The sequence below is a fragment of the Terasakiella sediminum genome (assembly GCF_033100395.1).
GTDB lineage: Bacteria > Pseudomonadota > Alphaproteobacteria > Rhodospirillales > Terasakiellaceae > Terasakiella.
In genome coordinates this window covers 93,704-118,384 of record NZ_JAWLVJ010000005.1, presented here as the reverse complement: position 1 = coordinate 118,384, position 24,681 = coordinate 93,704, and the positions used below count along the sequence as shown (strand labels likewise).

Annotated in this window: 20 protein-coding genes and 1 pseudogene; 11 read left to right on the top strand and 10 right to left on the bottom strand. The window is 51.2% G+C overall.

Annotated elements, in window-relative coordinates:
* The first annotated feature begins 11 nt into the window (after positions 1–11).
* From RYZ26_RS05355 to RYZ26_RS05320, 8 genes are all read left to right on the top strand, one after another.
* Positions 12–818 (top strand): motility protein A, encoded by an 807-nt coding sequence (locus RYZ26_RS05355; protein WP_317682131.1) that lies wholly within the window; start codon positions 12–14, stop codon positions 816–818.
* A 25-nt stretch (positions 819–843) separates the two neighbouring features.
* On the top strand, positions 844–2,193 hold the full coding sequence (locus RYZ26_RS05350) for a sigma-54-dependent transcriptional regulator (RefSeq protein WP_317682130.1): 1,350 nt from the start codon (positions 844–846) through the stop codon (positions 2,191–2,193).
* Positions 2,194–2,212: 19 nt separating this feature from the next.
* A complete protein-coding gene (gene flhA / locus RYZ26_RS05345) occupies positions 2,213–4,339 on the top strand; it encodes a flagellar biosynthesis protein FlhA (RefSeq protein WP_317682129.1) in 2,127 nt (708 codons plus the stop codon).
* A 15-nt stretch (positions 4,340–4,354) separates the two neighbouring features.
* On the top strand, positions 4,355–5,542 hold the full coding sequence (locus RYZ26_RS05340) for an amino acid aminotransferase (protein ID WP_317682128.1): 1,188 nt from the start codon (positions 4,355–4,357) through the stop codon (positions 5,540–5,542).
* A 141-nt stretch (positions 5,543–5,683) separates the two neighbouring features.
* Entirely contained in the window at positions 5,684–6,475 is a 792-nt protein-coding gene (locus RYZ26_RS05335; protein WP_317682127.1) for a MinD/ParA family protein, read from the top strand.
* Positions 6,476–6,488: 13 nt separating this feature from the next.
* The gene (locus RYZ26_RS05330; protein ID WP_317682126.1) at positions 6,489–8,126 is read left to right on the top strand and encodes a hypothetical protein; all 1,638 of its coding nucleotides are present in this window, start codon (positions 6,489–6,491) and stop codon (positions 8,124–8,126) included.
* 3 nt (positions 8,127–8,129) lie between these two features.
* Complete coding sequence (locus RYZ26_RS05325; RefSeq protein ID WP_317682125.1) at positions 8,130–8,501, top strand: hypothetical protein; 372 nt, start codon at positions 8,130–8,132, stop codon at positions 8,499–8,501.
* Positions 8,502–8,635: 134 nt separating this feature from the next.
* Entirely contained in the window at positions 8,636–10,696 is a 2,061-nt protein-coding gene (locus RYZ26_RS05320) for a methyl-accepting chemotaxis protein (RefSeq protein WP_317682124.1), read from the top strand.
* Between the two features lie 5 nt (positions 10,697–10,701).
* Here RYZ26_RS05320 and RYZ26_RS05315 read toward each other — a convergent pair whose 3' ends face one another.
* The 3 genes from RYZ26_RS05315 to fliI are packed head-to-tail and all read right to left on the bottom strand — an operon-like array spanning position 10,702 to position 13,143.
* Positions 10,702–11,286: a 2-hydroxychromene-2-carboxylate isomerase gene (locus RYZ26_RS05315; RefSeq protein ID WP_317682123.1), complete on the bottom strand. Its 585-nt coding sequence runs from the start codon at positions 11,284–11,286 to the stop codon at positions 10,702–10,704.
* Between the two features lie 23 nt (positions 11,287–11,309).
* Positions 11,310–11,735, bottom strand: a complete 426-nt coding sequence (locus RYZ26_RS05310) for a flagellar FliJ family protein (protein ID WP_317682122.1) — start codon at positions 11,733–11,735, stop codon at positions 11,310–11,312.
* Between the two features lie 10 nt (positions 11,736–11,745).
* Complete coding sequence (gene fliI, locus RYZ26_RS05305) at positions 11,746–13,143, bottom strand: flagellar protein export ATPase FliI (protein ID WP_317682121.1); 1,398 nt, start codon at positions 13,141–13,143, stop codon at positions 11,746–11,748.
* A gap of 221 nt (positions 13,144–13,364) precedes the next feature.
* On the opposite strand from fliI, the gene ctrA reads away from it, so the two are divergent.
* Entirely contained in the window at positions 13,365–14,060 is a 696-nt protein-coding gene (ctrA, locus tag RYZ26_RS05300) for a response regulator transcription factor CtrA (RefSeq protein WP_317682120.1), read from the top strand.
* Here the strand turns inward: ctrA and RYZ26_RS05295 are convergent.
* Complete coding sequence (locus RYZ26_RS05295; RefSeq protein ID WP_317682119.1) at positions 14,015–14,617, bottom strand: TetR/AcrR family transcriptional regulator; 603 nt, start codon at positions 14,615–14,617, stop codon at positions 14,015–14,017. The two genes, ctrA and RYZ26_RS05295, sit on opposite strands and share 46 nt — an antisense overlap.
* Before the next feature lie 91 nt (positions 14,618–14,708).
* On the opposite strand from RYZ26_RS05295, the gene RYZ26_RS05290 reads away from it, so the two are divergent.
* Positions 14,709–15,776 (top strand): enolase C-terminal domain-like protein, encoded by a 1,068-nt coding sequence (locus tag RYZ26_RS05290; protein WP_317682118.1) that lies wholly within the window; start codon positions 14,709–14,711, stop codon positions 15,774–15,776.
* A 430-nt stretch (positions 15,777–16,206) separates the two neighbouring features.
* Here RYZ26_RS05290 and RYZ26_RS05285 read toward each other — a convergent pair.
* The 5 genes and pseudogenes from RYZ26_RS05285 to RYZ26_RS05265 form a co-directional block, all read right to left on the bottom strand.
* A pseudogene (locus tag RYZ26_RS05285) lies at positions 16,207–17,034 on the bottom strand (CheR family methyltransferase); the annotation flags it as partial.
* Positions 17,031–18,170: a protein-glutamate methylesterase/protein-glutamine glutaminase gene (locus tag RYZ26_RS05280; protein WP_317682117.1), complete on the bottom strand. Its 1,140-nt coding sequence runs from the start codon at positions 18,168–18,170 to the stop codon at positions 17,031–17,033. The gene RYZ26_RS05280 and the pseudogene RYZ26_RS05285, both read right to left, overlap by 4 nt.
* Before the next feature lie 43 nt (positions 18,171–18,213).
* Positions 18,214–18,579: a response regulator gene (locus RYZ26_RS05275; protein WP_028879161.1), complete on the bottom strand. Its 366-nt coding sequence runs from the start codon at positions 18,577–18,579 to the stop codon at positions 18,214–18,216.
* Between the two features lie 112 nt (positions 18,580–18,691).
* Positions 18,692–21,481 carry a hybrid sensor histidine kinase/response regulator gene (locus tag RYZ26_RS05270; protein WP_317682116.1) on the bottom strand — a complete coding sequence of 930 codons (2,790 nt, stop codon included), beginning with the start codon at positions 21,479–21,481 and terminating at the stop codon, positions 18,692–18,694.
* A gap of 222 nt (positions 21,482–21,703) precedes the next feature.
* A complete protein-coding gene (locus tag RYZ26_RS05265; protein ID WP_317682115.1) occupies positions 21,704–22,369 on the bottom strand; it encodes a histidine phosphotransferase family protein in 666 nt (221 codons plus the stop codon).
* A gap of 68 nt (positions 22,370–22,437) precedes the next feature.
* Between RYZ26_RS05265 and RYZ26_RS05260 the strand changes: the two genes are divergently transcribed.
* Positions 22,438–23,622: a DUF2478 domain-containing protein gene (locus RYZ26_RS05260; RefSeq protein WP_317682114.1), complete on the top strand. Its 1,185-nt coding sequence runs from the start codon at positions 22,438–22,440 to the stop codon at positions 23,620–23,622.
* Between the two features lies 1 nt (position 23,623).
* On the opposite strand, the gene RYZ26_RS05255 is transcribed toward RYZ26_RS05260, so the two are convergent.
* Positions 23,624–24,553 (bottom strand): response regulator, encoded by a 930-nt coding sequence (locus tag RYZ26_RS05255; RefSeq protein ID WP_317682113.1) that lies wholly within the window; start codon positions 24,551–24,553, stop codon positions 23,624–23,626.
* Between the last annotated feature and the right edge of the window lie 128 nt (positions 24,554–24,681).

The window sequence follows — 24,681 nt, the reverse complement described above, 5'->3', positions numbered from 1 at the left end:
AGCAGGAAAATATGGCTGAAGGCGGAGGAATTGGGGGCAGCAAATCAACGATTGATGCCGCAACTATCATCGGATTGATTGTCGCGTTTGCACTCGTCATCGCAGCTATTGTGCTGGGGGGCTCGCCCGACTCATTCATCAACCCGCCGTCTATTCTGATCGTACTTGGCGGCACCATCGGGGTGACAACCGCCTGTTTCTCGCTTGGGGAAATGCTGCGCAGTGGTCAACTGGTTTTAAAGACGGTGATGTATCGCAGCCAGGATGCCAGTACCATTGCAGTGCAAACGATCCGCATTGCCGAAGTTGCGCGCAAGCAAGGTGTGCTGCAGCTTCAAGGCGTGCTGGAAAGTATCAAACGTGAAGAATTCTTCCACAAGGGCCTGTCCATGATCGTGGATGGCACGCCTGCGGACGAAGTCGAAAACATGATGATCGGCGAACTGGAAGCCATGGCCGGACGGCACCATAAGGGGGCCAACATCCTGCGCAAAGCTGCCGAATTCGCCCCGGCCATGGGTTTGATCGGAACGCTGATCGGTCTGGTGCAGATGTTAGGGAACCTGGATGACCCCAGCACCATCGGCCCCTCCATGGCCGTCGCACTTTTAACCACCTTTTATGGTGCAGTGCTGTCGAATATGGTACTTATGCCCTTGGCTGCAAAACTGGAACGAAATTCGGATGAAGAAATTCTGGTCAACCAGCTTTATATTCTGGCAACGGCCTCAATTGGTCGCCAGGAAAACCCACGTCGCCTGGAAATGATGTTAAACAGCATCTTGCCTCCGCATCGTCGTGTGCAATATTTTGATTAAGGCCCATTAAAGAGGTTTTGAATAAATGAAGATTTTGATCGTCGGAACATTGAATGGACAAGTCGGTGCTGCCAGCCAGATTGCGGTTAAGCGCGGCGCAAAAGTCATTCATACAGACGACATCCGCGATGGTCTGGAAACACTGCGCCAAGGGAAAGGCGTAGATCTGGTTCTGGTCGACATCCAGCTGGATATTGAAACCTTCATCACCAATTTGAATGCCGAACGCATCAATACCCCGGTTGTGGCCTGTGGTGTGGCAACTGATGCCCAAGCTGCCGTGCGGGCAATTCGTGCGGGCGCGCAGGAATATCTGCCACTGCCCCCGGATGCTGAACTGATCGGTGCGGTCTTAAGCGCGGTTGCCGAAGAAAGCCATGCCATGATCTATAATGATCCGGTTATGGATGATGTGGTACGCCTTGCAAAACAAATCGCGCCCAGTGACGCAAGTGTGCTGATCACCGGGCAATCCGGAACGGGTAAAGAGATCATGGCCCGTTTCATTCACCGTAATTCCAAACGCAAGGACGGCCCGTTTATCGCAGTTAACTGTGCTGCCATCCCGGAAAACCTGCTGGAATCGGAACTGTTCGGTCACGAAAAAGGGGCCTTTACGGGGGCTGTTGCGCGCCGGATCGGTAAATTTGAAGAAGCCAACAATGGCACCATCCTGCTGGATGAGATTTCCGAGATGGACCCGCGCCTGCAGGCCAAGCTTTTGCGTATCCTGCAGGAACGCGAAATTGATCGTGTCGGCGGTAAAAAGCCGGTTCCGGTCAATGTGCGTGTGCTTGCAACCTCTAACCGCAATATGGAACAATCAGTTGCCAAGGGTGAGTTCCGCGAAGATTTATATTTCCGCCTGAACGTGGTGAATTTGCAGCTGCCGTCCCTGAAAGAACGTCCGAAAGATATCGCTGTTCTGGCAACCCATTTCATCAAGAAATATGCTGAAGCCAACGATATGGCAGAACGTCCGTTGACAGATGCTGCGAAAAAGAAAATTCTGCAACATGGCTGGCCCGGCAACGTACGGGAACTCGAAAACACCATGCACCGTGCCGTTTTGGTCGGCGGCCCGACAGAGATTGGCGAAGAAGCCATTATGCTCAGCGGCACGCCTTCTGGCGGACAAGGCGATGCAGGTACGACTGCTGGTTCAACAGGCGGCACAGGGGCACCGGAAGATTTTGTCGGCCAGACCGTTGCGGATATGGAACGCAAACTGATCATTGCGACACTGGATCACTGCCTGGGCAACCGCACCCATGCGGCCAACGTGCTGGGCATTTCCATTCGTACGCTGCGCAATAAATTAAAGCTTTACGGGGATGAAGGATTTGACGTTCCCGCAGCTGGTGGCACCCCTTAAGTCAGGAAAGTACGCATAAATGGCAGAACCAGGCGACAGCGGGGCAGCACAAGGCGGAGATAGCTTCAGCGCCTTCTTTAACAAAGCAAAAACAGCCTTCATGAACGGCGACTTTGGTATGGCCATCGGGATATCAACCATTCTGGTTGTTCTTATCTTCCCGATGCCTAGTTGGTTGCTGGATATCTCGCTGGCCTTTTCCTTTACCTTCTCTGTCATGATTATGATGACGGTGATCTTCCTGGAAAAACCACTGGAATTCAGTGCCTTTCCGACCGTACTTCTAATCGCCACCATGATCCGGCTGGCGCTGAACCTTGCCTCAACACGTCTGATCTTGACCGATGGCCACGAAGGAACACACGCGGCAGGCGCCGTGATTGAAGCCTTTGGCGGCTTTATCATGGGCGGTAATTTCATCATTGGTATCATCGTCTTTACCATCCTTGTGATCGTAAACTTTATCGTTATCACTAAAGGTTCCGGTCGTATCGCCGAAGTGACCGCGCGTTTCACCCTGGACGCCATGCCCGGTAAACAGATGGCGATTGATGCCGACCTTTCAACGGGTCTGATCGACGAAGACCAAGCCAAAGAACGTCGCCAGGAACTGCAGGATGAAAGCACTTTCTTCGGGGCTATGGACGGTGCGTCAAAGTTTGTCCGCGGGGATGCAATTGCAGGCATTCTGATTACCTTTATCAACGTCATCGGCGGGATCATCATCGGTGTCGTCCAAAAAGACCTGGCAATGGCCGAGGCGGCAGACAGCTATACCCGTCTGACCGTCGGGGATGGTCTGGTATCGCAAATCCCCGCCCTGATCGTATCTACTGCTGCAGGTCTGCTGGTCACCAAAGCCGGTGTGGCAGGTACGGCTGACAAGGCCCTGATTTCCCAATTTGGGGCCAATCCGAAAACACTGGGCATGAGCACCGCTATCCTTGTCGGCATGTCAACCATGCCCGGCATCCCCATGCTGCCCTTCCTGTTTCTGGGTGCCTTAACCGGGGGTGGGGCCTATTACGTATGGCAAAAGCAAAAAGTCGAGGCCGAAGAACGCGTCATCAAAGAACAGGCAGAGTCCACAGCCCCGCCTGCGCCTAGTGAAGAACCTATTTCCCAGACCATGAAGATTGACATGATGCGTCTCGAACTGGGCTATGGACTACTGTCCCTTGTAAACGCAGGTATGGACGGCCAGAAACTGACCGACCAGATCAAAGCGCTGCGCCGCCAACTGGCACAGGAAATGGGCTTTGTCATGCCCTCTGTGCGTATTCAGGATAATATGCAACTGCCAGCGAACAATTATGTCATCCGGGTAAAAGAGATTGAAGCAGGCCGTGGGGATTTGCGCCCCAACCAGTTGATGATTATGGATCCGCGCGGCGAAGATATTTCGCTGCCTGGTGAAGCCACCAAAGAACCTACCTTCGGCCTGCCTGCCATGTGGGTTGATAGCAACAACCGGGAAGAAGCGCTTTTCCGTGGCTATACGGTCGTGGAACCCGGCACCGTCATCACCACCCATATTACCGAGCTGGTGAAAGACAATATGTCTGAACTTCTGTCTTACACAGAAACGCAGAAACTGCTGGATGATCTGGATAAGGAACATCAGAAACTGATCGGTGATATCATTCCAAACAGCATGAGTGTCGGCGGCGTCCAGCGCGTGCTGCAAAACCTGCTGGTGGAACGTATCTCTATTCGTGATTTGCCGACCATTCTGGAAGGGATTTCCGAAGCCACAGGCTATACCCGCAACATCAATATGATTACTGAACATGTGCGCTCCCGCCTTGCGCGTCAGATCAGCGATATGCTGGTCAATCCACAAGGGGTGCTGCCTTTGATTACCCTGTCGCCCGAATGGGAACAGGTCTTCCTTGAAAGCCTGGTTGGCAGTGGCGACGAACGCCAGCTTTCCATGGCGCCAAGCAAGATGCAGGAATTCATCAATATGGTTCGCCAGACGTTTGAACGTCAGGCCATGATGGGCGAAACACCTGCCCTTCTGACCAGCCCGGCGATCCGACCTTATGTTCGTTCAATCATTGAACGCTTCCGTCCATCAACGGCTGTGATTTCCCAAAGTGAAGTCCACCCGAAAGCCAAGATTAAGACCATTGGTCAGATTTAATAAAAGGGGATAAATATGTTTCAAAACCTAGCCGCGCCACAAGTCGATGCAATCATCGCGTTGATGGCCAAAGTTCAGGCCGATGACCGTGCCGACAAGATCGACCTGAGCGTCGGTATCTACAAGGACGAAAAAGGCGAAACGCCTGTCATGAAAGCCGTCAGCCAGGCCGAAGACAAACTGCACGCCACCCAAAGCACCAAAAAATATGTTGGCATGACGGGCGATGCGGAATTCAACAAAGAAATGACCAAGTTCATGCTGGGCGATGATTATGACCTCAGCCTGACAGGTGCCGCACAGGCCCCGGGCGGCAGTGGCGCGTTGCGTCTGTTATCCGAACTGGTTAAACGCGCCAAGGCAGATGCCACCATCTGGGTCAGCGATCCAACCTGGCCGAACCACCATTCCCTGTTGGGGACAGGCGTGGGTCTGGATGTGGAAGTTTATCCTTACTTTGATTACGACACACAGGATGTGCTGTTTGACGACATGTGTTCTGCCCTTGGCAATGCCAAGAAAGACGACGTTGTTGTCCTTCACGGCTGCTGCCACAACCCGACAGGCCGCGACATGTCTGTAGAACAGTGGGACAAAATGGGCAAATTCCTGGCTGAAAACAGCCTGATCCCACTGATCGATTTCGCCTATCTTGGCTTTGGCGATGGTCTGGAAGAAGATGTTAAGGGCATGCGCGCTTTGCTGAAACATGTCCCAACCGCCATGATTGCCGTTTCCTGTTCCAAAAATTTCGGTGTGTACCGTGACCGCGTTGGTTGCTCCATCGTTGTATCTGAAGATGCAGAATTGGCCAAGAAATGCCAGGGTCACCTTGGCGCGATCGCACGTGGCATCTATTCCATGCCGCCAGATCACGGTGCAGCTGTTGTTCGCACCATCCTGCAAGATGCTGAACTGACCAAAATCTGGAAAGAAGAACTGACTGAAATGCGTGGCCGCGTAAATGGCCTGCGTGCAGCTTTCTCTGACAAACTGCGTGAACTGACAGGGTCCAACCGCTGGGACTTCATCGCCAACCAACGCGGCATGTTCACCCTGCTGGGCCTGAATGATGACCAGATCGCCAAAATGCGCGACGATCACGCGATCTACGTCGTAAAAGGCGGCCGTATTAACGTTGCGGGCCTGCAAATGGAAAAAATCGAAAAGCTTGCCAAAGCACTGGTTGATGTGACTAGCTAACTATATCTATAAAAATCAAAACCTTAAAGAAACACCGAGACCAAAAGGCTCGGTGTTTCTTTGCGTTGAAGGTGTAAAATTAACCAAAAAAATATCTTTGCCTAACTGTTCAGTAACCATTTCTCTGTACATATAATAGCTATGTTTGCAGCTATACAAAAAACAACACCCGCCCCAACAGCCCGAAAGGGCGGCAATGTATTTGCCGTTGCTTCTGGCAAAGGGGGCGTGGGAAAAACCTGGTTCGCCGTAACGCTGTCTCATGCTCTTGCCGATCTGGGTCAACGTACACTCTTGTTTGATGGCGACTTCGGTCTGGCCAATGTGGATATCCAGTTGGGCCTGATGCCCAAGTGTGATCTGTCTGGTGTGATCGGGGGCAATCTGACCCTGAACCAGGCCGTTCAGCCCTTTGACGATGCAGGTTATGACATTATTGCCGGGCGGTCCGGGTCTAGCGCACTGAATCATATCCCCGCCAATCAGGTCCAGCATCTGGGCAATGATTTGGGTGTGCTCGCAGCTTCTTATGATCGTGTGATTATTGATCTGGGGGCAGGGCTTGATCGTCCAACCCGCCAGCTAACCACCAAGGCTGGCACCTGTCTCGTGGTAACGGCTGATGAACCAACCGCCATGACCGATGCTTATGCCTTCATCAAGACCATGTCGAAAGAACGCCCTGGTCTTGATCTGCGCATTGTGGTTAATCAAAGCGATTCGATCCGCGATGGGGAACGCACCTACAACACGCTGCGCCGTGCCTGCGAAGGTTTTTTGGGTATTTCACCGCCACTTGCAGGTGTGATTCGCTGGGACAAGCGTGTTCGTGATACAATAAAGGCGCAACAACCCTTGCTCAGCCTCGCCCCCACCTGCCCGGCGGCCAGAGATGTTGTCAGTATCGCCAATAGCTTGTTGAACAATTTTTAATTAAGGTTCGCCCATGACCAGTGTCGCCCCACCGCCACCGCCACCGCCGCCCGCGGCCCTTGGCAATGCGGCGCAGTTGACAGTGACGCTCGGCGCGCAAGCTTCTCTTACCCTTTCCAAAGTCGCCCTTGATAGTCTGATCACAGGCTTGATCCGTCCGCAGACCGCAGGTGGGGAAACTGTTCTTCAGACCAATCTAGGCACCTTTCAGTTTAAAGCCCCATTTACCCTGCCACCCAACGCACAAGCGACCTTTAAACTGGTGCAGACCCAGCCTGCCGCCCAAATTCAGCTGACCCACATAAACGGTAAACCCATCCCGACCAACACGCCTGCCGCGCGCGTTGCCAATCTGGCGACCCAGTTTATGCAGACCGGGGTAAAGCCAACCACACAAGGCGGACAGGCCGTAGGACAAACGGCCCAACCGCAAGTCGGCAATACCGCAGGCCCGGCAACCCTGTTAAATCTGAATACGGCGTCTGGCATTCGCGCCTTTGTCCTAAGCCCTCCGACACCGCAAGGGACAACGCAACAGAATACAGCAGGTCAAACGACAAGCCAAACCGCACAAACCTCAACAGCAGGTACACCACAGGCAAAAGGCGTAACCGTCCAGACCGCACAGGTAACAACGGGCCAGACGGCACAAGCTGGTACACCGGGACAGACCACCAGCACAACGTTTCAACCCGGCAATCAGTTGAATGTGCGCCTGCTTTCCGTTCAGCAACCTGGTCAGAGCGCCAGCAACACCGCACAGACCAACAGCGTGACATCCGCCAATACCGTGATTACACAAGGCACAGTGCAGGGACAAACTGCGACCCAACAGCCCATTATCCGCACCCCACAAGGGCTTATCGCACTTGATACCACCGCAAAGATGATGGACGGCACAAACATCCGCCTTGAAGTGCTGTCTTCCACCAAGCCACAAGCTTCACCCGCTGCCCCCAAAGTTGCGACCAGCCCAACTGAGACTTTAAGCCAGAAATGGCCTGCTCTTGAGGAAACGCTGCAGTCTTTAAAGGAGATTAATCCAGCCCTTGCCGATCAAATGTCCAAGGCCATGTTACCCAAACCGGATAACCGTCTGGCGCTCAACATGATCTTTTTCCTAAAGGCACTGGGGCGTGGCAACTTTAAGAACTGGGCCAATGAGTCAACGCTGAAAGCACTTACCGCGAGCAAACCAAACCTTCTGAAAAAGCTGGAAGGCGACTTCCAGAACCTGAGCGACAAAGCCAAAACGCCCAATTCCACCGACTGGAAAATCGCCTATGTCCCCATGCAGAACAATGACCAGATCAGCCAGATCCGCATTGCCCAGCGCGACCATAGGGATGAACAACAGGACGGCAAAGAAGATCCGGGCGTACGGTTTGTCATCGACCTGGACCTATCACGTCTGGGGGAATTGCAGCTTGACGGGCTTGCAAAAGATAGCGTGAAAAAGTTCGATCTGATCGTGCGTGCTAAAAGTCCCCTGCCCGGTTTTATGCGCAAGGAAATTCACGATATTTTTGAAAAAGGTATGTCAGCCATCGGTTTTGACGGTAAGATCAATTTTCAGGTCACTTCCCAGTTTGTCGATGTGGAAGGGATTGATCTGCAAAAGACAAATCTTAATCTTGGAATGCTGGTATAACCGATGGACATTGCCGAACGCCGCGCCCTGCTAGAAACACAGGCGAACCCAAATAAAACGATGGATTACATCGTGACGCTAAAGGCCAGCGGCCCAACTCAACAATCTGTCAATTTCCGATATATTCCAGACAAAGTCATCCTCAGCAGTGATGTTTTTGCCGCCTATATCACAACGGTTCTGAGTCAGGATAACAACCTGGAAACTTCCGCCACCACCATTCTGGAAGATATGAATAACGAACTGGTGCCACGCTGGCTGCAGGTCATTATGACGAATCAGGATGGCAATGGGGCAGAACATCACGTCACCATCGAAGACCATCAACCTCAGTGGAAAAATGATAGCCTCCTTGCCCGTCTGAGTAAGTTATAGATTACAATCTTATGTCTTTTTTATAAACAATGGTATCAAAAGTCCCACTAAGGTATTAATTTATTTGACTCTGCCTATACGTATCTATACATAGCCTTCAAACTATTACATTTCTAATGTGTTTTGAGGCCCCCATGTTTCAGCGCTTTCTCCGTCATACCAGTCTGAAGATTCGTATCTATGCTTTGATCATCATCCCCCTGATCGGCATGAGCATTCCTTCCAGCCTTCTGATCCATGAAACATGGTCCGATGCACAGGAAAATGAACAGCTTTCCGCCTTGGCGCAATTGGCCCCCAGCATCAGCGCGTTGGTTCATGAAATGCAAAAGGAACGCGGGGCTTCTGCCGGATTTGTAGGCAGTAAGGGAACAAAGTTTGAAGATACCCTGTTAAGTCAGCGCCAAGACACCAATGGCAAGCGATCAGAACTGATCACTGTCCTTGATAACTTCAGTACTGAAGATTACGATCCAGCCCTCAAAGAAAAGATTGAAAATGCGCTCAATCGTCTACAGCGACTGGAAACCATGCGCACAGATGTCTCTGCCCTGAAATTGACCATTCCACAGCTGGCGAAATATTACACATCCACCATCAAAAGCTTCCTCACCATCATTGAAGAGATGATCGAGATCAGCAACAATGCGGAAATTTCCAAATCAATTTCTGCCTATACGACCTTCCTACAGGCAAAGGAACGTGCAGGCATTGAACGCGCCATGGGCGCAGGCAGCTTTGGGGCGGGCGAATTCAACTGGGCAAGAATGCAGCGTTTCCTCGCCCTGATCGAAGCACAAAACACCTATTTGCGCACCTTTGCCATCTATGCCAATAAGGCTGAAAAAGATGCTTTGGCGAAAGCTTTGACTTCCACGTCCGCACAGGAAGTCTTGCGTCTTCGCCAAATCGGCATAGATAGTATGAACAGCAAAGACCTGCAGGGGATCACCGGGGCTTACTGGTTTAAAACTATTACGGATAAAATCAACGAGCTGAAAAAAGTCGAAGATTTCATTGCCCACGACCTGATTGAAACAACGGAAGAAATCAAGGCCACACACTGGAACCTGCTATGGCTGCACGTGATGATTTCCGCCATCGTTTTGGGTGCAACCATCGCCTTTGGTTATATTGTCAATGTATCCATCACCCGTCCCCTGACCCGTGCCATGGGCAATATGTCACAACTGTCCCAAGGGGTGACAGAGCTTGATTTCACTGGCGAAGACCGCAAGGATGAAACAGGCCAGATCCTGAAATCCCTGCGTCTGTTTCGCGATAATAAGCTGGAAGCTGACCGACTGGCACAAGATCAACAGATCGAGCAGGAAAAACAGGCCAAGCGTGGGGCAGAAATTCAACGTCTCAGCAACCAGTTCCAGACATCGGTGACAGAGATTCTATCGACCGTCAGCACAGCAGCTTCCAACATGGAAAGCACCAGCACGTCGCTAAAATCATCGGTAAATGAAGGTCGCACACGCGCTTCCAGCGCTGCAGCAGGGGCAGAACAAGCCGCAAGCAACGTTGAATCCGTATCAGCCGCAGCCGAAGAACTGGCAGCATCCACCACAGAAATCGGCCGTCAGGTACAACAATCAACATCCGTTGCCAATACCAGTAAAACCAATTCAGCGGCCGCTGCCGAACGGGTGCAGGCCTTGGCGCAAGCCGCACGCGAAATCAGTGATGTGGTCTCTCTTATCACCGATATTGCGGATCAGACCAACCTGCTGGCACTCAACGCGACTATCGAAGCGGCACGTGCTGGCGAAGCCGGCAAAGGGTTTGCTGTGGTTGCCGGAGAAGTGAAAAACCTTGCCAACCAAACGGCCAAGGCAACCGACCAAATCTCTCAACAGATTAGTCAGGTCCAGTGCGCAACTGATGAAGCGGTTCAATCCATCAACGTGATTGACCAGTCTATCGCCCAAATGTCTGAAATCTCCATGACGGTTTCCTCCGCCATCGAACAACAAGACGCCGCCACGCAGGAAATAGCCCGCAATGTGGAACAAGCATTCCAAGGCACCAAAGATGTGGCTGACAACATCCGCGAAGTCGATCAACGGGTGCAAGAAACAGGCGTGGAAGCTGACACAACAGCCAATTCAGCCGAAGAGCTCAGCAGCAATGCCAAAAAACTCAGTCTCGCGGTTGAAGACTTCCTTGTGGGTCTGAAAAGCGCTTAAGACCGTTAAGTCTGCAGGGCCACCTCCAGGAAATCGAGGCGGTCCTGCCCCCAATAAAGCTCATCCTTATACAGATAGCTGGGCGCGCCAAAGACATTGTCTTCAATGGCAGCCTGAATGTTTGCTTCATATTGGCAACGCGTCTCGTCACTCTGTCCACGTGCAATGAGAACGTCCGCATCCAATCCCAGTTCATTACAAATCGACTTGAGTGTCGCAACATCAGAAATGTCACGATCTTCCGCCCAGATGGCATACATCAGCGCCTGGGAAAGCTTGAACTTCTCTTCCTGGCTTTCACAGGCAATAATCATACGTGATGCCAGTTGGTCATCGGTCGGGAAAAACTTGGGCTCCAGCGTCAGATCAATATTCAGATGATCACGCCAGCGTTTCAGTTCCGTCATGCGATAGAGTTTACGCTGAATGGGACGTTTCCCCAACGGCAGGCCCCCACTTTCATCAAACACTTTCAGGATATTCACTGGGCGATAATCAATCTCTACGCCCTGTTTGACGGCCATCTCAGAGAGCCGTTGGTTACCCAAATAGGACCAGGGCGAGATGGGCGTAAAATAATATCGGATCATTGGGGGGATATCCTCTTTAGAAATTAGCTGTCATGATTGCGACGATGCAGATTCATCGCGATTTCATCCATTTCGATATTTTCTTTGCGCTGACGTTCTTCGTCTTCTTTTTTCTTGCGCTTCTTTTCCGCTTCTTCATAGACCTTCAACTCACGAAAAGCCTCATTGACCTCTTCGCGTGCGGCATTGACTTCTTCTTCCTTCGCCGCAATGGCCTGTACGATCTCGTCACGGATCAGCATCGCACGCTGGTGGAAACGACCATAAGAAAACATGGCCTGTTCAGGGGAAGATTGGGCAATTTCCTGTTCATTAGCGATCTGGGCGTAAAGATCCTTCAGCTTCTGTTCCAGATCATTCAACTCGCCAAACAGCACACCAAGCGTGCGGCGTTTTTCATCCACCCGGTATTTATGCAGACGGATCAGGTTTTCAAGGGTTTTGCCCATGGATCAATCCTTATTGCACAGGGGCCTGAAGCTGTTCCTGCGGGACACCAAGTTGGGAGACATCCCCGTTAAAATCGCGATATTCCATGCCCAGCAATTGCGCGAGAGCCATGTAAGCCGTTTCCAAATCCATCGGCTCATTCTTGTTCTGCCCCAAAAAAGCCTCCAGCGCCGGGTTATAATAAACCGCTTCATCCACCTTCGGGTCTGTGCCCTGACGGTATGCCCCCAGGCGGATCAGTTCAGCCATATCTTCGTAGGTCGATAACAGCTGACGCGCTTTAAAGACCAAGGCATTTTGCTGATCATCATTACAGTCCGGCATGGTCCGCGATACACTGCGTAGAAGATTAATCGCCGGATAGCGCCCGCGTTCCGCAATCGCGCGATCCAGTACAATATGACCATCCAGGATACCACGCACCGCATCTGAAATCGGTTCATTATGATCGTCACCTTCCACCAGAACGGTGAACAGGCCCGTAATCGTACCCTGATCCTGATTACCTGGCCCGGCACGTTCCAGAAGACGCGGCAGTTCGGCAAAGACGGACGGCGTATAGCCTTTGGATGCGGGCGGTTCGCCAACGGACAAGCTGATCTCACGTTGGGCCATAGCAAAACGGGTCACACTATCCATCAGGCACAAAACATCACGTTTCTGATTTCTGAAATACTCCGCAACCGCCATGGTGACATAGGCGGCTTGGCGACGCATCAAAGGCGGTTCATCGGATGTCGCGACAATGACCACACTGCGCGCCAGCCCCTCTTCGCCCAGATCATCTTCGATAAATTCCCGGGCTTCACGTCCACGTTCCCCGATCAGGCCAATCACCGAAATTTCCGCTTCGGTGCTACGCGCCATCATAGACAGCACGGTGGATTTCCCGACACCGGACCCGGCGAAAATACCCATCCGCTGACCACGACAACAGGTCAAAAATGTATTGATGGCGCGCACGCCCAGATCAATTTTACCGCCAACGCGCGTACGTTCATGCGCGGAAGGTGGGGAGCCCTTAATTACGTAAGGCGCAGGCCCCACAGGCAGCGGCCCTTTGCCATCCACAGGTTCCCCCATGGCATTGATCACACGACCAGCCCATTCCGCGCATGGAAACAGTACAGGTTCACGTTGACCGACTTCCACCCGGTCCCCCATAGCGATGCCATCAACGGGCCCAAACGGCATCACAAGCGCACGCCCATCACGGAAGCTGACCACCTCACAGGTTATCCAGTCGCGTTGGCGCACACGGATGCGACAATGATCCCCAATGGAAAGCGCACCTTGCACCCCGCCGACTTCCACCATCAACCCCTGCACGGCAGCGACCCGGCCAAACACATTATATTCGGGCAGTTTATCAACTTCTGCGATTACATTATTAACCAACAGGGCCACTTATTTTCTCCGTCCGCAAGGGGTAGTTTTGGTCCACTCTTTCGTCCAATATACTCCTTTTCACAAAAATGACAAACCCCTTGACAAGATTCATTATTTTTTGCGACTCGCGAGAAAATATAGAGTTTTCATAAAAAAACTATTTGCAACGAATCGGAGTTGTGTTAATGGTTAACAAAAGGTTAATGAATCGTTAACGCCAATTTTCGGGGATCTGGCCCATGCGTGCATTACTAGTCGAAGACAATCCAAGCGAAGCGAAAGCCATTGAATTGATGCTCAAGTCGGCCGGTATGGTCGTCGATGTCACCAACTACGGTGAAGAAGGCATCGAGATTGGCAAACTTTATGATTATGATATTATCATTCTTGATCTGATGTTGCCAGACATTGATGGGTTTGAGGTCCTGCGACAGTTGCGCAGTGCCAAAGTAGATACACCGATCCTGATCTTGTCCGGTTTGGATCAGCCACCAGAAAAAGTCAAAGGCTTTGAAATCGGGGCGGATGACTATCTGACCAAACCTTACAACAAGGAAGAACTGGTGGCCCGTATCCATGCGATCGTGCGCCGATCCAAAGGCCATTCTCAATCCATCATCAAAACAGGCAAACTTTCCGTCAATCTGGATAACCAGACCGTTGAAAGTGATGGTAAGCCTGTGCATCTGACCAGCAAGGAATATGGCATTCTGGAACTTCTGTCCCTGCGCAAAGGCTCCACACTGACCAAGGAAATGTTCCTCAACCACCTTTATGGCGGGATGGATGAACCGGAACTGAAAATCATTGACGTATTTGTCTGCAAGCTGCGTAAAAAGCTGACCAAGGCAACCGATGACAACTACATCCACACCGTCTGGGGTCGTGGTTACGTGCTGCGTGACCCGGATGCCGAAGCACAGCCTGCGGCCTGAACACAGACCAACGCCGCATTTCGGGCCACTTCTGCATAAGCGACGCCCTGATGAATAAGTACAAGAGATTGCGCCCCTTCGAGGATCACCATGATCTGGGTTGCGCAATCTTTTGCGTTTGAAAGACCATATTTTAAAAACTCAGCTTCCAGCCAGCCTTCCACAGCCTTTTTGTGTTTGGACGCCGCATGGCGGGCTGGGTGTCCTGGCAAGTCCGCAAGTTCCAGTGCCGCGCGGGAAAAGCCGGAACCAATCCACCTGGGCTGATCCATCCATTTCATGAGTTTATCAAAGATATGATCAATCATTGCTGACGGGTCACTTGCCTCTTCCGGCACCCATTTTTTCATCCGATCCAGCACCAACTGGTTTTGATGATCCAGGACAGCTTCGATCAGAACGTCTTTACTTTCAAAATGATCATAAAGGGTGCGTTTGGTCAGCCCAGCAGCCTCTGCAATTGCATCAACGCCGGAGCGGGAAAAGCCTTTCTGATAAAATTCTTCATAAGCAGCCGTAATGATTTTTAGCCGTGTCTGTTCCCGATTGCGTGCCATACCCTCTCCTAACTTCACTTACTAGTGAGTTTATTTATCTCAAACTATGACCATGATTGAGGGACCGTTCAATCTTTATGTTAGGTCTGAGATGAAAATCAAATCCTTAAATGCCCGCCCCGTTCTCGCCCCAATGAAGCGACCCATCCGCACAGCGGTTGGCGAAATACCCAAAGCCCCTCTTGTTTTGATCGACGTGCTTAGTGACCAAAACATCAAGGGATCAGCTTATATCTTCGCCTATACCCCCCTTACCCTCACCCCGTTGGTTGCTTTCATCAACAATCTGAATGAACTGATTTGCGCTTGGGATTATGCCCCTGCTGAAACATTTGAAAAACTACGCCAAACCTTTCGCCTGCTGGGCAGCCAAGGACTGGTCGGCATGGCGTTAAGCGGCGTTGAAATGGCGCTTTGGGACGGGCTTGGCAAATCCATGGACCAAAGCGTAGTCAATTTGCTTGGAGGCGTGGAAAAAGATATTGCGGCCTATGACAGCTATGGCATCGTCAACCTTGCCCTTGATGGCAAAGAGATTGAAGCCAGCATCGATGCTGGCTTCAAAGGAGTCAAAATTAAAATTGGCGCAGCTGATCTACAACGTGACATCCAGGCAGTATCGACTGTGCGTCAGATCATTGGGGATGATGTGTCCTTAATGGTCGATTACAATCAATCCCTCGATGCCGCAGAAGCCATTCATCGTCTGCAGTACCTCAAAGATTTCAACATCGCCTGGGTAGAAGAACCTGTTCATGCGGAGGATTTAATCGGACATGCGCGGGTATCTGACAAATCCGGTGTTCCGGTTCAAACTGGGGAAAACTGGTGGTTTATTGAAGACATGCAAGACGCCATTCGTACAAAAGCCTGTGACTTTGCCATGCTGGACCTGATGAAGATTGGCGGCATTTCCGGCTGGATGAAAGCAGCAAGTCTTGCAAAAACAGCTTCACTACCCGTTTCAAGCCACCTGTTTGTGGAAGCCAGTGCACACTGTCTTGCCCTCACCCCGACATGCCACTGGCTGGAATGGCTGGATATCGCTTCAAGCATCCTACAGTCGCCGCAGCAGGTTGTTGATGGGTATGTCAAACCCGGCAGTCCCGGCCTGGGGATCAACTGGAATGAAACAGCGATCAATAAATATCTGATCTGACAGCAAAAAAGCCGACCTGCACATGTCAGGATCGGCTTTTTTCTTATGGTTTTTTCACACCGGGTCTTGGCGGTGGTGTCGGACGTCCCGGACCACCGGATGTCCCACCGGGACGCGGCGCCCCTGGACGCGGTGCAGCACCTGCCGGGCGTGGTGCACCGGGTCGCGGTGCAGCAGCACCTGCCGGACGTGGCGCACCGGGTCGTGGTGCAGCACCTGCCGGACGTGGCGGTGGACTACCTGCTGGGCGCGGTGCCCCTGCTGCCGGACGCGGCGGCGGCGTACCTGCAGGCTTTGGCCGCGCAGGCGGTGGTGTCCCAGCCCCTGCAGGCGGGCGACCTTCGCGCATGTGTTTGGGCTTCTGGAAGCCTGTTGGTCCAACATTTGGGTTCGCCGCAGGTTTGGCTGCTGCCGCATCGCCTGCGCCATCACCAAGAGAGCTATCCCCGACGGTGCGAGCATAAATACCGCGCAGACCCTGCACAGGTTTAAAAGCTTCAGAAATACCAAGAACGGTTTCTGCCCCACCAAGGTAAAGCACACCATCATCGCTCATCTGATTTGCCATCTTGCCAAGAACTTCGCCCTTGGTCTGCTGATCAAAATAAATCAGAACGTTACGGCAGAAGACAACGTCAAACGTGCCCAATGCCTTCATATCTTCCAGCAGGTTAAATTCTTTATATTGAACCATCCCACGAAGAGAGGAGTCAATCTGCCAAAGATCATCCCGCTTTTTAAAATACTTCACCAGGTGTTGAACCGGCAGGCCACGCTGCACTTCAAACTGGGAATAAAGACCGGCTTGCGCTTTATCCAGCATTTCTTTGGAAATGTCCGTGCCAATAATCTCATACTTCCAACCATTTAGCTGAGCTGCCGCTTCTTTCAACACCATGGCTATGGAATAAGGTTCCTGGCCACTGGAAGCAGCCGCACACCAGATGCGGAAAGATTTTTTGGCAGCACGCGTCTTCAACAGATTTGGCAGAACCGTATCGCGGAAAATATCAAACGGCTTGATATCGCGGAAAAAGAACGACTCATTCGTCGTCATCGCTTCGGTGATTTCATCAGCCAATGCGTTATCCATACGACCACGCAGCGAACTGACCAGTTCTTCCAGCCCTTTCATGCCACGCTTGCGCGCAACCGGCATCAAACGGCTTTCCAGCAAGTACGCTTTATCCTGCGTCAAAACCAGACCGGAGCGCTCTTTCACCAATGTCGCGAGAAACTGAAAATCATCAGGTTTCATGATGCCCCCCCAGCAGCTTTAACCACATAGGATGAAATTTCATCCAAAGGCAACACTGCACTGCAAATGCCAGCCTGTGCAACGGCACCGGGCATTCCCCAAACAACACTTGTCGCTTCATCCTGTGCGATCAGATCACCGCCCGTTTCCACAACAATTTTGCCACCCTTCAGACCATCTGACCCCATTCCGGTCAAAATAACTGTCAGGACTTTTTTGCCATATGCCGCAACAACACTGCGTAACATCGGATCTACAGCCGGGCGACAGAAGTTTTCCGGCGGATCCTGATTTAATCGTAACTTTTTCTGCGCACCCGCATTTTCAACAACCATATGGAAGTCACCAGGGGCAAGGTAAATTTGCCCAGGTTCAATGACTGTGCCATCCGTTGCTTCCTGACAGGTCCAGCCCGTCATACGGTTGATATGTTCCGCCAGAATTTTTGTGAAGGTCGCCGGCATATGCTGTGTAATCACAATCGGCTGTTTCACCTTGCCATACATACCTTTCAACACGGCAAAGAGCGCTTGTGGCCCGCCAGTTGAACTGCCAATGGCAATAATTTCAGGGCGTTCTTTAACAACGGGCTTGCGCAGCACAACTTCTTTGGCCTTGTTCGACGTCGTCAGCGCAGATGGACGTGGAGCAACACCGCGTGGTTTTGAAACCCCGCCAACAGGGGCACCTTTGACTTTGCGACGCGCATCGCCGTGGATGCGGACTTTTTCGACCAGCTCCTTACCGAAGTTCTGCCCCCCGGACAGTTCACGTGATGAAGATGGTTTTGGAATGTAATCAACAGCACCCGCCTGCAGGGCTTTCAGACTGATATCCGCATTGCGTGACGTCAGGGTCGAAGCCATGATCACACGAATGGATTTATCTGTTTCAAGCATTTTAGGCAAGGCCGTCAGACCGTCCATCACTGGCATTTCAATATCCAGGACGACGACTTCAACTTCATTGCGCGCAAGACTATCGACCGCCATCTTCCCGTTCCCGACAGAAGAGACGACTTTGATATCTGCTTCGGCTTCAAGCATGCGCGTAATCAATCCACGGACAACGGCTGAATCATCAACAACCATGACCCGGATCGGATTTTCATTTTTCGGCGCGGCTTTAAACGACATATTTTTTCCAACGAGACCTGACAATAGATCCTCAATTTTTCAATTATAAAAGGCCGACTTGCGAAAATTTCGCCTGAATAATTTCACTATCAAACGGTTTCATAATATATTCATTCGCACCCGCTTCGATGGCTTCCTGAATATGTTCAATATCATTTTCCGTTGTGCAGAAAACCACCACAGGCTCATCACCACCGGGCAGTTTACGCAATTCGCGTAAATATTCGATCCCACTCATCACAGGCATATTCCAATCCAGCAAAACTGCTGTTGGCATAGCTTCCTTACAAGCATCCAGTGCCTGCTGCCCATCGGCGGCCTCGATCGTATCAAAGCTCAATTCCTGAAGAATTTTGCGCGCCACCATTCGAATGACTTTTGAATCATCGACAATCAAACAAGATTTCATTATTTTTCGGTTCCCCTTAGCTCGGATTGCCTCCCAGCCGTGCATCAATTTGAATGACGGCTTACTGGTTAAACAGGTTAAAGCAGTAAGCCATCAAACTCAACAGTCTTCGTTACTTAACGGATAAAATTTCCATTAGCGTCTGCAACAAAGCGTCACGGTCAAATTTGGCACAATAGTCGTTAAATCCGACTTCACGACCACGTTCGAAATCTTGCTCAGTTGCGTGCGAAGACAACGCAATCATTGGGACGCCCTGCCAGCGCGTATCGCTACGAACCGCTTCGGCAAATTCAAAGCCGTTCATTTCAGGCATTTCGATATCACTAACAATGGCATCAAATTCCGCCCCTGCCGAACGCAACGCCAGTGCTTTCTTGGCATTTTCAGCCGTGGACACATTGTAGCCTGCTACAGACAGGATCGGTGTCAGAAGGTTACGGAAGAACGGGCTGTCATCCACCAGCAGCACCCGTGGGCCAGAGGTATTTTCATCCCCATAAGCTGTGGCGGATTCTGCACGACCAAACCAATCCGGGAAGGCTTTGGTCAGATAGTAACCTGCATCAATCAGATCAGTCGCCTTACCACTGATAACCGCAGAACCAACGAATCCTTCGCGATCGGAAGCGAGTTCAATATTCAGGTGATCTTCTACGATATCGACGATCTCATCAACCACCAGCCCCATGGAGTGGTCCTTGTCGGTGAAGACGAGAACAGGTTGACGTCCTTCTTCTTTCCATTCATGGCCGAGATCGATTGGAATAAGCGGCATCAGCTGACCACGATATTGAACAACCGGGTTCGTACCGGAATATTCAATCTTGGTGACATCGACTTCTTCCAGACGGGCAACAAGGGCCAGCGGCACAGCCTTAAGCTCTTCACCACCTGCACGGAAGATAAGAATAGAGGTTGTCTCCCCACTGGTGGTCGTCGCAACAGAGGTAGACTGCGCATCGGAATTACCCATGGCTACTTCACCTGTTGTCGCAGCAATACCATTCGGATCCAAAATCATGATCACGCTACCATCCCCAAGAATTGTGTTCCCGGAGAAGAGAGAGATATGACGCAGAATCGGTGCAACAGGTTTCACAACGATTTCTTCCGTATCAAAGACACGGTCAACGATGATACCGAATGTATATGTCCCCACTTGCGTGACAACAATAAACAGTTCGTCATTTTCCAAATCAACTTTACGCTCACCCAAGGACAGGTGATCATGCAGCGAGACCAGCGGCAACAGACGGTTGCGCAGACGCAACACAGGCGCATCGTTGATCATTTCGATATTGTTGTCTGACGCAGACGATGTGCGAACCAGTTCCAGAACACTGATTTGCGGGATAGCAAAACGTTCACCAGAACATTCAACAACCAGCGCAGATACGATCGCCAGTGTCAGCGGGATCTTGATGGTAAAGGTAGACCCTTTGCCTTCAATAGACTTCAACTCAATCGTACCACCGATTTTTTCAATGTTGGTACGCACCACGTCCATACCCACACCACGACCGGAAACGGATGTCACCTTCTGTGCGGTAGAGAAACCGGCACGGAAGATGAACTGGTGAATTTGCTGATCAGACATAGCTTCCAGATCAGCTTCTGCAGCCAGACCATTTTCAATGATTTTCTCGCGGATACGGTCTGTATTCAGACCTTTACCATCATCAGCGATTTCGATGATGATATGACCACCTTCATGGTACGCGTTCAGGGTAATTGTACCAACTTTCGGCTTGCCAACGCTTTCACGAACTTCTGGCGTTTCCAGACCGTGGTCAGCAGAGTTACGAACCATGTGTGTGAGCGGATCTTTAATCAGTTCCAGAACCTGACGATCAAGTTCGGTTTCCGCACCGATCATCTGCAGATCGATTTTCTTATTCGCTTCGATAGAAAGATCACGAACAATACGCGGCAGCTTGGCCCATGCATTCCCAATCGGCTGCATCCGCGTTTTCATCACGCCTTCCTGCAGATCAGATGTAATGTGGCTCAGGCGTTGCAGCGGCACTTTAAAGACACTGTCGTCAGACCCGCGCACCATCTGCAACAGTTGGTTACGTGTCAGCACCAACTCGGAAACCAAAGTCATCAGGTTTTCAAGCAGTTCCACGTTTACACGAATGGTCTGATTGGCAACGGATGTTTCTTTCCCGCCTCCGCTGGGTTTAGCCGCTTCTTTCTTCGCAGGGGGCGCTTTCTTTGGCTCTTCCTTCGGCGCAGCAGGCACTTGTGCAGCAGGGGCTGGCGTATCAGCGGCAGGTGCGGGGGCTTCGGCTGCTTTTTCAGCATCCATTTCCGCTTTCATCTGTGCATCAAGTTCTTCCTGACTTGGCGCCGTCACACCTTCAGAAACAGCTTGTTCAACTTCCATCAGAAGTTCAGCTGCAACCGGGAAACCACGTTCATCAAGCGTTGGCCCGCCAGATGGTGCTGGAGCAGGTGCTTCTTCTGCGGGCGCTTCGTCTGCAGGGGCAGCAGCGGCCGGTGCTGCATCTTCAACTGCGCGGCCTTCAGCCATGGCATTCAGTTGATCAATCAGTTCCTGATCGTTACCGTCTGGCTCTGCCTCTGTTTCTTCCAGCGTTTGCAGCAGTTCTTTAATGGTGTCGATTGCATGCAAAATCAGGGTCACGGCCTGTGGCGTAACTTCCAATGTACCTTCGCGGAATTTACCCAGAACGTTTTCCCCGGCGTGCGCCACTTTTTCAAGGCGCGGCAGACCAAGGAATCCACATGTCCCTTTAATGGTGTGCATCAAGCGGAAGATATTGGAAAGAATTTCCGTATCGTTCGGGTTTTGCTCAAACTTCACAAGTTCAGAGTCAAGAACCATGAGGCTTTCTGAAGTTTCCGTAATGAATTCACTTAGTAGATCATCCATGTCTGCACCTTTCTCCATATCATGCCGGGTACGGCCGTAGCTGTTCGCGCATTCTTGCGCATATTCAAGATTTGGTAAGTACAGTATCTAAAAAATGGCTGATTCCAAAAAGAAAAATGACATCATTTCAAAATCGAAACGTTTATTTCATTTTATTATAGAAATGAAACCATTTTACCTTTGCACTGCAACAATACGTCAAACGCGCAGTTCGCTTAGGGGTTACATTTCCAGTGGGATAATCGCGGCCAGTTGTACGCAATCTGCTTCGGGACTAAAAATTTCAAAGTCCAGCCCCAGGTCTTCCGCCAGACGCGCCATAAAAAAGGGCTGAACCGTGCGTGCATTCAAGGAATCGCAGTTTGCATTGGCCGAAATCGCACTGTGGATTTCATCCTTGATATGGGCCTTGGGTCCTTCAGCAACCAGGGCAACCCCCAGACCTTCGGGCAGGACAGCCTGGCTGACAGTCATCGTGCCATTTCGTGGCAGGCAATCCAGCCCCAGCATGACCAGGTTCAAAATAACTTTGATTACATCTTTGGGTACGCGCTTTTCAGCATCCGCCCAGGGCAAATCCGGATTGGCAGGCCAGTTTAATTTCACATCATGTTTCATGAAGCCACGGGCAAGTTTGCGCCCTTCTGCCATGGATATCTGGCCACTACCGCCGCCGGACAGACCAAAGGCCACACGAAAAAACTCCAGACGGTCGCCCGCTTGTTGAGCGCTTTGGCCGACCATTTCTGTGGCTTCGGCCATCATGGGGCCTGCGCCTTCCCCAAGAAGTTCAATCCCCTGGTTTACCGATCCCACCGGACCGATCAAGTCATGGCAAAGACGCGAACATAAAAGTTCAGCAACTCTCATATCGACCTGAATACCCATGGAAATTTATTCCTTCTCTTGTTAAGTTAAGCGCACTGTCAGTTACAAAGAAAAGCGAACCGGAAAAAATGTCAACACATTCAGCAAAACCAATTCGTCTCGGCGGCGTACTTTACGCTGCAGACACCCCGGAACGCAATGCTTTGCGTGATTTCGCGACCACTTTACAAAAACGCGGCTGGCATGTGGCAGGTCTGGTGCAGGAACTGGCCTATGATGAAACTGGCGAAAAGATCGGTCTGGATGCCATCGATATTCGCACAGGCGAACATCTGCCGCTCGCACGTCCCAGCAAGGAAGACCGTGAACATGGCACCTGTGGCTTTGATGTGGGCAAGCTCAGTGAAACAACAAAAGTCCTTCGCAACGCCATGAATGCACCAGCAGATTTACTGGTAATCGAAAAATTTGGTGAACGCGAACAGGATGGCCGTGGCCTGGCTGACGAAATCGTCGAAGCCGCCATGGCAGGTATCCCCACCCTTGTCGCCGTCCCCGCTACCGCCCTTGAAACCTGGAATGAATTTACTGGACGGTTAGGGTCACTTCTGCCTCATGATGTGACCTCCATGTGGGACTGGTGGCCGAAATGGAACCTTTATAAAGAACTGACCCTCGGCATTGACGACAGCCCGGTTAAAAAGGTCGTCATTGGCGAAAACGCCATTTTTGTAGAAGGTGCGCATGGCTGCGGTGTCACCGCCAATCCAACGGGTGAAACAGGTTACACAGTTGATCCAGATGCCACTCTAAAATCACTGGCCGAACATACCCAGAAACGCCAGACCCCACTGCAACACGCCATCGGTGTCGCCGCCATTCTCGCGCACTATAACCGCTACGACCTGAAAGGCCCGGATAACAGCGGGCTGGATCACTTTAAAGGGCGTGATGACAGTGTGTTGGTGATCGGATCGTTCCCAGCGAACAAAGCTTATTCCGAAAATTCCATGGTGCTGTCATCGGGTGAAGCGCTGATGCATCTGATTGAATATACCTATGACGGCGTAATCTTCCCGTCCCATACCTTCAGCGAAGGCTTTCTGCCCACATTATTGCGGGTCAAAGGTATGGCAGAATGCGTGATCGTCGGGCCGGAAACACCGCTTTGTTCACGCCTGTTTGATTACGGTATCAACGTGCTGTCCGGCCGCATCATCAATGATGCAGAAAAGGCGGCACAACTGGTTAAAGACGGCGCCTCCCCCAAAGAACTGAAACCCGTCAGTACCTACATAACGCTGGAAAAATAAATTAAGCGCGCACTTTCGCAAGGATCGCTTGCGTGATCTGACGCGCCGTTGCGATATCTGCATTTTTGTCAAAACCTAGCTGGATCGCTTTATTCAAAGGCGACAAAAGTGCCACGTCTTTATTTGTCGGCATCCCACCGGAATTGCGGATGTTGTTTACAATCCCCATCAGAGTCTGACACAGTTCAGACACATGGTCATATTCAGTGCCATCCAGACGACGGTTGGCATCTTCTGAGGAATAACGCAGACGGTCCAGACACAGACGTGCCGTGGCATCAATCTCACCCGTTGCCAGACGCGGCACCACGATGGTCACCAGTTCATTGATATCTTCCGCATGCGATTCCAGGGCCTTGGTGTTTACATTTGTAATAGCTGCATCAACCATGGCCTGCACGTCATCGACAGAACCTTCGTTCAAAGCGCGTGCTTTTAATGTGTTGGGCGCATCAAACTTTTCAGCATTAGCTTCTTTTTGAGATTTCGCCTGACGGGTTGGACCGACATAATCCCCTGTCACAACGAACGGTTTGCGCTGATGGATCAAACGACCAACACGGCGCATCAGGGTAGGGACATCAAAAGGCTTGGACAGCAGATCATCCGCACCCGCCTGAATAACCTTCTTCACCAGTTCTGGTGTCGGGTCAGACGTCAGGGCGGAGACAACAAGAAACGGGTTATTACCAATTTTGTGGTGGCGCAGATCATTTACGAATTCCGCAAAATCACCATCGGGTAGATTCGTTTCCGCGATCAGCAGTTCCGGCATCTCCACATCAAAGCTTTGCTTTACAAATGCCAGATTGTGCCCGGTCAGAATCTTTCTGAAACCCGCCTTAATCAGCGTTTGTTTTGCAATCGTGCGTGCCTTGTGATCGGGGTCTGCAATTACCACCGTCACCTGATCAAAGCGTTCTTGTCCCATAAAGCGGCCCTTAGTTTCTCGTTCTTCGCGCATTGTTATGCCATTTTTTTTACAAATAGAATACTAAAAAGACTCAACCATGTGACGGATAGGTCATCTCATTCATTTGCCAATGAGTTTTGGATCAA